The following is a 7634-nucleotide window of genomic DNA, read 5'->3' as shown; positions in this document are numbered from 1 at the left end:
CGCCCCCCCCCCCCCCCCCCCGCCCCCCCCCCCCCCCCCCCCCCCCCCCCCCCCCCCCCCCCCCCCCCACGACCCCGGTCTCCGGTCGCAGCCTCGGCCGGGCCGCGCTGCTCGTGGCGGCGGCCGGACTGGCCACCGTGGCGCCCGGCGCCTGGCCGGCCGCGCTCACCGACCGTCCCCTGGCCGGCGGCGTGGTGCTGCTGGCCGAGGCGGCGGCCGTGGTGGCGCTGTCCCCCGAACTGGAAGCCGGCTGGCTGCTGCCGCTGCGCCGGCTGCGTGCGCGGCTGACCAACCCGCTGCGCGGCGGTACCGGGCTGCCGCTGCTCGCCACCGTGCAGCAGGTCCAGCTCAGCGACCCCTACCGGCGGATCGCGCCGCTGCTCCGCTCCGACGTCCGCGAGCACTGGGACGACGGCGAGTGGCGCTTCGTCGGCCACGCCGCGCGCTACCAGGGCCGGCCGGCCACCGCGGTCTTCGCCGTCCCGCTGGCCGACGGCGGGCCCGACGCGGTACGGGTCGCCGTCGTCGACGACGCCACCGGGCAGACGCTGCTGGCACTGGCCGGCGCCGGGCGGCCCGCGGGCCCGCGGTTCGACGTGGTGCCCGCCTGACGGGCGGACGGGACCACCGGCTCCGGTGTTCCCGTCACGCCGGGCTGCGGACGAAGGTCTCCTCGCCCCACGACCCGTCGTCCCCGTCGAAGCGGATCACCAGCTCGGCCGGACCACACCGGTAGGTGCTGGCCGAGTCGTCCACCACCGTGGTGACGTCGGCCTCCCGCCCGTCCACCCGCAGCAGCGTGAGGTCACCGGTGGTCACCACGTTCCGCTGGGTGTACCGGCCGGCGCGGGCCGTCCACCGGTAGGTCTGGGTCCCCCGGCGCACCCGCTGGACGGTGTGCCCGTTCACCGTCCCCTCGGCCACCGCGAGGTCGTAGAGGTCGGTCGCCGTGCCGTCGGCCCGGTACGCGGTGGCGAACCCGGTGGTCGCGCCGCTGGTGAGGTCGACGGTCGTGGCCGCGGTCAGCCCGGCCAGCCGTCCCAGGATCGAGTCCGCGGCGACCGGCGCGTGGTAGCGGCCCGCGGCGAGCCGCCACACCCCGACCAGGCAGCGGTCCCGGTCCACCGGCACGGTGCGGCTGCCCGGTCCGTCCGCCGTGACGACCGCGGCGGCCAGGCCGAGCAGCACGGCCGCGGCCGTCGCCGGGGCCGGCCAGCGCCCGGAGCCCAGCCGGCCCAGCACGGCCGTCGCGGCGGCGCCGAGCGCCGCGGCGAGCGTGGCGAACACCGGGGCGACGAGTAGGGCGTGTCCCAGCGTGCGGGCCACCGCGGCCCGGTCGGGTCCGGCGCAGCCGGCGCCCGGCGGGCCCGGGTCGCAGGAGAGCAGCACGCCGGCCGCCAGCACTGCCGGCGCCAGCAGCACCCCGGCGGTGAGCGCCGCGAGCCTGCCGTGCCAGACGGACAGGCGCCGGCCGGCCACGACCGCCACCGCGGCGGTGGCCTCGACCAGCGTCACGGGCAGCAGGGTGTGCCCGTCGACCAGACCGCGCAGCGTCGCCGGCCCGAGGCCCGGGTCGCGGGCCCCACCGCCGCGCCGGCCACCACGACCGGCAGCGCGACGGCGGCCACGATCCCCGCGACCGCGCCGACCCGGAGCGCCCGCCGTGCGGTGGCGCCGGTCGCGGCGAGCGGGAAGAGGGCGGCAGCGAGCGGGGCGGCCAGCAGGTAGGGCGCCTGGTCGGCGAGGACCCGTACGTGCAGGGCGACGGTGTCGACAAGCGTCACGACGGTGACCCGGTCCGGGTGGCCCTCCCGGGCGGCGAGCAGCCGCAGCATGCTCAGGTCACCGTCGGCGGACCAGGCGTCCAGCACGAACAGCGCGCCGAGGAAGCCGGCGGTCAGCACGGTCGTCGCCAGCGCGGCCGCCGCCCAGACGCGCCGCACCGCGCGGCCCTCGGCGTGCCGGGGAAGCCGGCGCAGCCAGGCGCCGGCGCCCAGCGCCCCCCAGCGCCCCAGCAGGGCGCCGCCGGCCACGGCGCACAGCGACAGAGCCAGCTCCACCCACCACGCCGGACGGTCGTCGGCGTACCCGGCCGACCCGGCCAGCCGCCGACCGGCCAGCAGCCCGACCACCAGCGCGGCCCCGAACACCGCACCCCGGACTGGCCGGTCACCCTGCCGCCGGGCCCACCAGGCCGACCGCCAGAGCGTCCCGGTCAGCACCAGCGCCAGCGGGGCGCCGAGCAGCAACCCCGCGGCCTGCGAGCCGCCCCCAGCGGGCGCGGCAGGCGGGACAGCAGGTCCACCAGTGGGGGCGCGGCGATGCCGGCCGCCAGCCCCGCGCCGAGCGCCTCGACCGGCCGGGCGGACACCAGCCGCCGGGGCCGGTCCAGCTCGTCGGCGCGGGCCCGGGCCAGCGGGTGGAACCGGAACAGGGCGGCCAGCCGGTCCCGCCACCCGGTGGGCCGCCCGGCGTCGAGCAGCGCCCGGGCGGTCGCCTCGCGCCCAGCCGGGAACGAGACCGCCGGCGAGCCACGGTACGGCGGACAGGACGAACCAGAAGATGAACCGGCTGGCGTGCAACCGTGCCGTCCGGCCGTGCAGAGCGGCGACCAGGAAGATGCCGCGGCCCAGGTGAATCGCCACGTAGGCGCCCGCGAAGGTCAGGGCGTGGTCGGAGAAGGCCTCGGGCAGCGTGCCGGCCATCAGGATGGTCCCGAGCATGACCCAGAGCGTCACGGCGAAGATGGGCGGCCGCTGCCTGTGGTAGAGGTCGGTGGTCAGCGCGGTGACGGACCAGACCCACCAGATCGCCATGAGCAGCAGGACGGTCTGGAAGACCCCGACCGCGTCGAGACGCTGGGCCAACGATCGGGACGTCAGGGCGAGCGCGGCGACGAACACCAGATCGAGGAACAGCTCCAGCAGGGTCGCCCGCTGGGGTCCACCGCCTGCGCGGGTCAACCCCACCGCTCGGTCGATCGTCATCAGGGGCCCGTCTGCTGACTCCGGCGTCGTGCGGGACCCGGCAGCGCTGCGCGACCGGCCGGAACCGGGCGCGTTGGACGCGGCCGGGTGCCCCGCTCGACACTAGGCGAGCGTCGGCCTCAGCGGGCAGGAACGCGGGCCGTGCACCCCCGGCCCGCACCGGTCAGTCGTGTCCCGGGCCGCCCCGTGACCCGCCGCCCCTCGCGGCGACCCCGCCGCCACCGCCCTCGTTGTCCCACACCGCGCGCGGATCGGCGCCGGTGCCGGCCCTCGGGGCCGGTGGCACCCGCAGGGCGGCCAGGATTTCCGGCGCGCGCCTGACGTTTGTCGGGTCGGCGGCGGCCGCCATCGCCTGCTCGGCTGCGGCCGCCGCGGTGGCGGGCGGCACGATGAGCAGGTCGACCTGGATGTCCCCGCCGGTGGTGGCAACCAGCACGGCGGGGTCGAGGGTGTCGAACCAGCCGAGCCGGACCAGATCCGGTCCGACGGCCAACCGGCGGAACCGGCTGTCCCAGGCGTCGATGTTGAGCATGATGTGCCGGATCCGACCGTGGCGTTCCGCCAGGGCGAGAACAAGACCAGGCAGTTCGGCGACCGGGTCCCAGGACCGGGGCCACCACGCGCCGTCGAGGACCGACCGCGCCCGGTTGGTGGCGAGGACGAGCCGGGGCGCGGTGGGCGCGGACGGGGGGCTCACGGTGCCCCGTTGCCGGGTGACGGACATGGGTCAGCCCTCCCGGTGGGTGGCGGCGCCGGGCGTCGGCGAAGCGGTCGGTCCGGGCGCGGGCGACCCGGGGGCCACCGTGGCGCGCCGGCGTTGACGCATCCTCAACTGCACGATCCGGGCGGTGCCGGGAAGGGCGACGAGCAGGACCCCGATGATCGCGGCCAACAGCAGCGCCACACCGACCGGCAGGGCGGCGTGTGCGCCGAGGAACGTCACCTCGGCGCGCTGCCCGTTCTGCAGCACGAAGATCATGAGCAGCAGGAGCACGATCGCGAACACCACGGCGACGACCCACAGCTCCCCGATCCGTGATCGCTTCACTGAGGAACGACGGAAGGTCGGACGAGCAGCCGCCGGGCCGTCGTGGCCGTTGAGGGTGGAGAGTGGGACGGGCCTGTTCCGGGGTGCGGTCATCACGAACCGCCGCCTTCCGATGGGTGCCCGACGTACCCGCCGCCGGGGTGGGCCGGCGCGGGCGGTCGGGTGAGGGCGGGCGTGCGACGGACTGTCGCTGCCCGGGCGTGCCGGTGCGGGAAGCTGCCGGCCGGGGACGCGACGTGGAGTCGGCGGCCGGGCTGCTGAATGGGCGGCGGTGGGGTGACGCGGTGGCCCCGATCGGTGGGGGCGTCCGCCGTCAGCGGACCGTCAGTCACCGGAGTCCCGAGCGATACCCTCAGCGTACGCCTCTCCCGGCGGTACCGCTCCGCGAGAGCCGCCGGGCAGCCGCCCTCGACCAGGTGCGGATGCCCTCCCCAGAGGCGTACGGTGAATCTGTCGCCCGGGTCTCCGGTGGCTGCCAGTGCCGCCACCGCCGTTGATGAGCATGACTCTTCCGGGCGGCGCTACCAGGGAGCACCCGATGCGGATCGCCCGGCACAGGATCGTCAGCCTTCTTCGTCAACGCGGCCAGCAGGTCAGGGCCGACTGGGTCGAGCGTGAGCTACCGGAGCGGGTGGACTCCGACGAGCACACCGGATTGTTCGCCCTCCTGCGGCTCGACCCGGCCGACCTGGCCGACACCCCGCGCCCGTGACGATCTCCTCGCCCGGACCGGTGGCCGGGCCGGCGCCTGCCGCGGCACGACCGCGAGACCCCCAACGGGGAAGCGACTACGCCGACCTGTCCCGGCAGATCCGCGCGGCGGGCCTCCTCGAACGGCGGCGCGGCCACTACGCGCTACGGATCGGCCTCGTCGTCGGCTGCTCCGCCGGACTGTGGGCCCTGTTCGTGAGGTCGGGGGAGTCGTGGTGGCAGCTCGTGCTCGCGGTGGCCCTCGCAGTGGTCTTCGCGCAGTCCGCGTTCATCGGCCACGACGCCGGTCACCGGCAGATCGCGCGTTCGCGACGGGCCAACGACCTGATCGGCCTCCTGCACGGCACCCTGTTGACCGGAATCAGCTACGGCTGGTGGGTGGACAAGCACAACCGGCACCACGCCCACCCGAACACCGAGGGCAGGGACCCTGACATCGGGGTGGCACCCCTGTCCTTCACGGCCGACCAGGCCCGGCGTCGGCGCGGCCTTGGCGCACTTTTCGTGCGTCACCAGGCGTACCTGTTCTTCCCGCTGCTCCTCCTGGAGGGCCTGCACCTGCATGGCAACAGCGTGCGGGCGGTCCTCCGGCGGCGTCCGCTCGCACGCCGGCCCGTCGAGGCCGGGCTGCTGGCCCTGCACCTGGGCGGCTACCTCACCGCCGTGTTCCTGGTCCTGAGCCCGGCGCAGGCCGTCGCGTTCATCCTGGTCAACCAGGGTGTGCTCGGCCTCTACCTCGGTTGCTCGTTCGCTCCCAACCACAAGGGCATGCCGATCCTCGGTGCCGACGACGACCTCGGCTACCTGCGGCGGCAGGTGCTCACCTCCCGCAACGTGCGGGGCGGGAGGTTCGTCGACGTCGCGCTCGGCGGGCTGAACTACCAGATTGAGCACCACCTGTTCCCCAGCATGCCGTGTCCCAACCTGCGTCATGCCCAGCCGTTGATCCGGCGGTTCTGCGCCGAGCACGGCCTCGACTACCACGAGACCACCCTGGGTCGCTCCTGGGCGGAGGCGCTGCGCCACCTGGATGACGTCGGCTCCCGCGAACGGCTCGCCGGACGCCGACCCGCCCGCGACCGGTGACCGGCGGCCGGCCGGCCGGACCCTTGTGGAGGGTTGCCATCATCGACGCGTGACGTGGAATGACCTGGCCCGTCCGAGAGGTGCTCCACCGGGCGACGAAGCGACCGCTGCTCGCGTCGACAACCGCACCCACCTGGTCGTCGCGGAGTACACCGCGATCCGAGCCGTCATGGCCCAGAAATCCGCCGCGTCGCACGCCCTGGTCGGCGCGTACCTGACCGTGGTGGCCGTGATCCTCGGGTTCGTGGTGGCGAACCGGGCGGATCCGCGCCTGCTGCTCGCGGTTCCGGTGCTGGCGGCGACCTCGGGGATCACCATCCTGCGGCGCCGGCGCGACCGCGAGGCGGCGAACCGGTACACCCGGGACGTGCTCCGGCCCATCGCCGTCGAGTGCTCCGGGGACGACCGGGTCTTCCGGTGGGACGACTTCTACGCGCAGCAGCGGGACGGCCGCTCCCTGCTGTACGAGTTCGGCCTGCAACTGGTCTTCCCGCTGTCCGGGTTCGTCTGCCTGTTCGTGACCCTGCCGCTGCTGGCCTCGGTCGGGGAGTGGCTGGCCTGGCTCACGGGGTTGAGCTTCCTCGTCGCGTTGATCTCGGCGTACGTCCACGAGAACAGGCGTCATCTCGTCCGGACCGTGTCCGGCGCCCGCGCCGTCGGGTCCCGGGTGGCCCGGAGACTGCGACGGCGGGGTGGCGGTCCCGCCTGACCGGCTGCCTTTCGGGTCGCCCACGCTCCGGGGCGTGGGGCGGCCCGACCGAGGCTCGGGGTCGGACGTCAGGCCAGCGGCTTGCCGCCGCTGACGCCGAGCACCTCACCGGTGACGTAGCTGGACGTCCGTTTCTTGACCCGCAGAGGTCCCTACCCTCGGAAGCCGCCGCTACACCTGCCGCCGGACCCGTCGGGGCCGCCCCGCGCGTCGATGAACCGTCTCGCGCGAAGGGTTTTCCGGCCCTCCCGCCGGGGGACGTCAGTCGCACGCCCAGGGCGGCATCCGCCAACCGACGCTCCCGACCCGCCGGCGTACGCCGGCCGACAAGGATCTCCCATGACACAGCCGAGTGAGGACCCCAAGGACGCCTTCGCCGAACTGGGCCGGATCAGGCTGGACGAGACGAGCCTCGACGACATGCTGGGCCGGATCGCGGAGCTTGCCACCCGGAGCATCCCGGGAGCCAGGAGGCTGACGGTGAGCCTGTTTCGCGGCGCCGACGGCCGGTCCCTCATGGCCACCGACGAGATCGCCCGCGACCTCGACCAGTGGCAGTACGACCACGGCCGTGGCCCCTGCGTGGACGCCTCCGTCGGCGCCTCCTCGATCTCCGTCCCGGACATGTCGGCCGAGCCGCGGTGGCCCGAATGGGCGGACCGGGCCCGCTCCGCCGGCGTCGGCAGCTCACTGTCCATCGGGCTGCCGATCCAGGAGGCGGTCGTCGGAGCCCTCAACGTCTACGGCGGCGAGGCGCACGCCTTCGACCAGGACGCCATCGCGACGGCGGAGGGCTTCGCCGCGTACGCCGCGGTGGCGCTGGCCAACGCGCACCTGTACGACAGCGCCGCCGCCCTGTCCGAGCAGATGCGCGCGGCGATGCGGAGCCGGGCGGTCATCGAGCAGGCCAAGGGCATCATCATGGCCGAGCGGCGCTGCTCACCGGACGAGGCGTTCGCGCTGCTGTCGCGGCTGTCCCAGGACAGCAACCGCAAGGTCCGCGACGTCGCCGAGGCGCTGGTGGCGAGCGCCGCCCGCAAGCCCAGGGCCTGACCCGCGTCACCACCTCCCCGCGGAGCCGCCGGGCCGGGCC

Annotated in this window: 9 protein-coding genes; 5 read left to right on the top strand and 4 right to left on the bottom strand. The window is 75.4% G+C overall.

The genetic code is table 11. The features are described from left to right. Positions 1-113: 113 nt before the first annotated feature. Positions 114-611, top strand: coding sequence for a hypothetical protein (locus tag NFX44_RS30380; RefSeq protein ID WP_262287027.1), 498 nt, complete (start codon positions 114-116; stop codon positions 609-611). 34 nt (positions 612-645) lie between these two features. Here the strand turns inward: NFX44_RS30380 and NFX44_RS30375 are convergent, their stop codons facing one another. From NFX44_RS30375 to NFX44_RS30360, 4 genes are all read right to left on the bottom strand, one after another. Then, on the bottom strand, positions 646-1515 hold the full coding sequence (locus NFX44_RS30375; RefSeq protein ID WP_262287026.1) for a hypothetical protein: 870 nt from the start codon (positions 1513-1515) through the stop codon (positions 646-648). Continuing rightward, the gene (locus tag NFX44_RS30370) at positions 1512-2987 is read right to left on the bottom strand and encodes a low temperature requirement protein A (protein WP_262287025.1); all 1476 of its coding nucleotides are present in this window, start codon (positions 2985-2987) and stop codon (positions 1512-1514) included. Before NFX44_RS30370 ends, NFX44_RS30375 begins: the two co-directional genes overlap by 4 nt. A gap of 163 nt (positions 2988-3150) precedes the next feature. After that, entirely contained in the window at positions 3151-3684 is a 534-nt protein-coding gene (locus NFX44_RS30365) for a DUF5994 family protein (protein WP_262287024.1), read from the bottom strand. Positions 3685-3714: 30 nt separating this feature from the next. Continuing rightward, positions 3715-4035 carry a LapA family protein gene (locus NFX44_RS30360; RefSeq protein ID WP_262287023.1) on the bottom strand — a complete coding sequence of 107 codons (321 nt, stop codon included), beginning with the start codon at positions 4033-4035 and terminating at the stop codon, positions 3715-3717. A 538-nt stretch (positions 4036-4573) separates the two neighbouring features. Between NFX44_RS30360 and NFX44_RS30355 the strand changes: the two genes are divergently transcribed. From NFX44_RS30355 to NFX44_RS30340, 4 genes are all read left to right on the top strand, one after another. Beyond that, on the top strand, positions 4574-4747 hold the full coding sequence (locus NFX44_RS30355) for a hypothetical protein (protein ID WP_262287022.1): 174 nt from the start codon (positions 4574-4576) through the stop codon (positions 4745-4747). Positions 4748-4749: 2 nt separating this feature from the next. Further along, on the top strand, positions 4750-5832 hold the full coding sequence (locus NFX44_RS30350) for an acyl-CoA desaturase (protein WP_262287033.1): 1083 nt from the start codon (positions 4750-4752) through the stop codon (positions 5830-5832). Between the two features lie 49 nt (positions 5833-5881). Beyond that, on the top strand, positions 5882-6541 hold the full coding sequence (locus NFX44_RS30345) for a hypothetical protein (RefSeq protein ID WP_262287021.1): 660 nt from the start codon (positions 5882-5884) through the stop codon (positions 6539-6541). A gap of 339 nt (positions 6542-6880) precedes the next feature. Next, on the top strand, positions 6881-7594 hold the full coding sequence (locus tag NFX44_RS30340; protein WP_262287020.1) for a GAF and ANTAR domain-containing protein: 714 nt from the start codon (positions 6881-6883) through the stop codon (positions 7592-7594). The last annotated feature ends 40 nt before the right edge of the window (positions 7595-7634 follow it).

The sequence above is a fragment of the Micromonospora sp. MA102 genome (genome assembly GCF_025460765.1).
Lineage (GTDB): Bacteria > Actinomycetota > Actinomycetes > Mycobacteriales > Micromonosporaceae > Micromonospora > Micromonospora halotolerans.
Note: the sequence above shows the minus strand (reverse complement) of the source record. Positions and strands in the feature narration are given on the sequence as shown.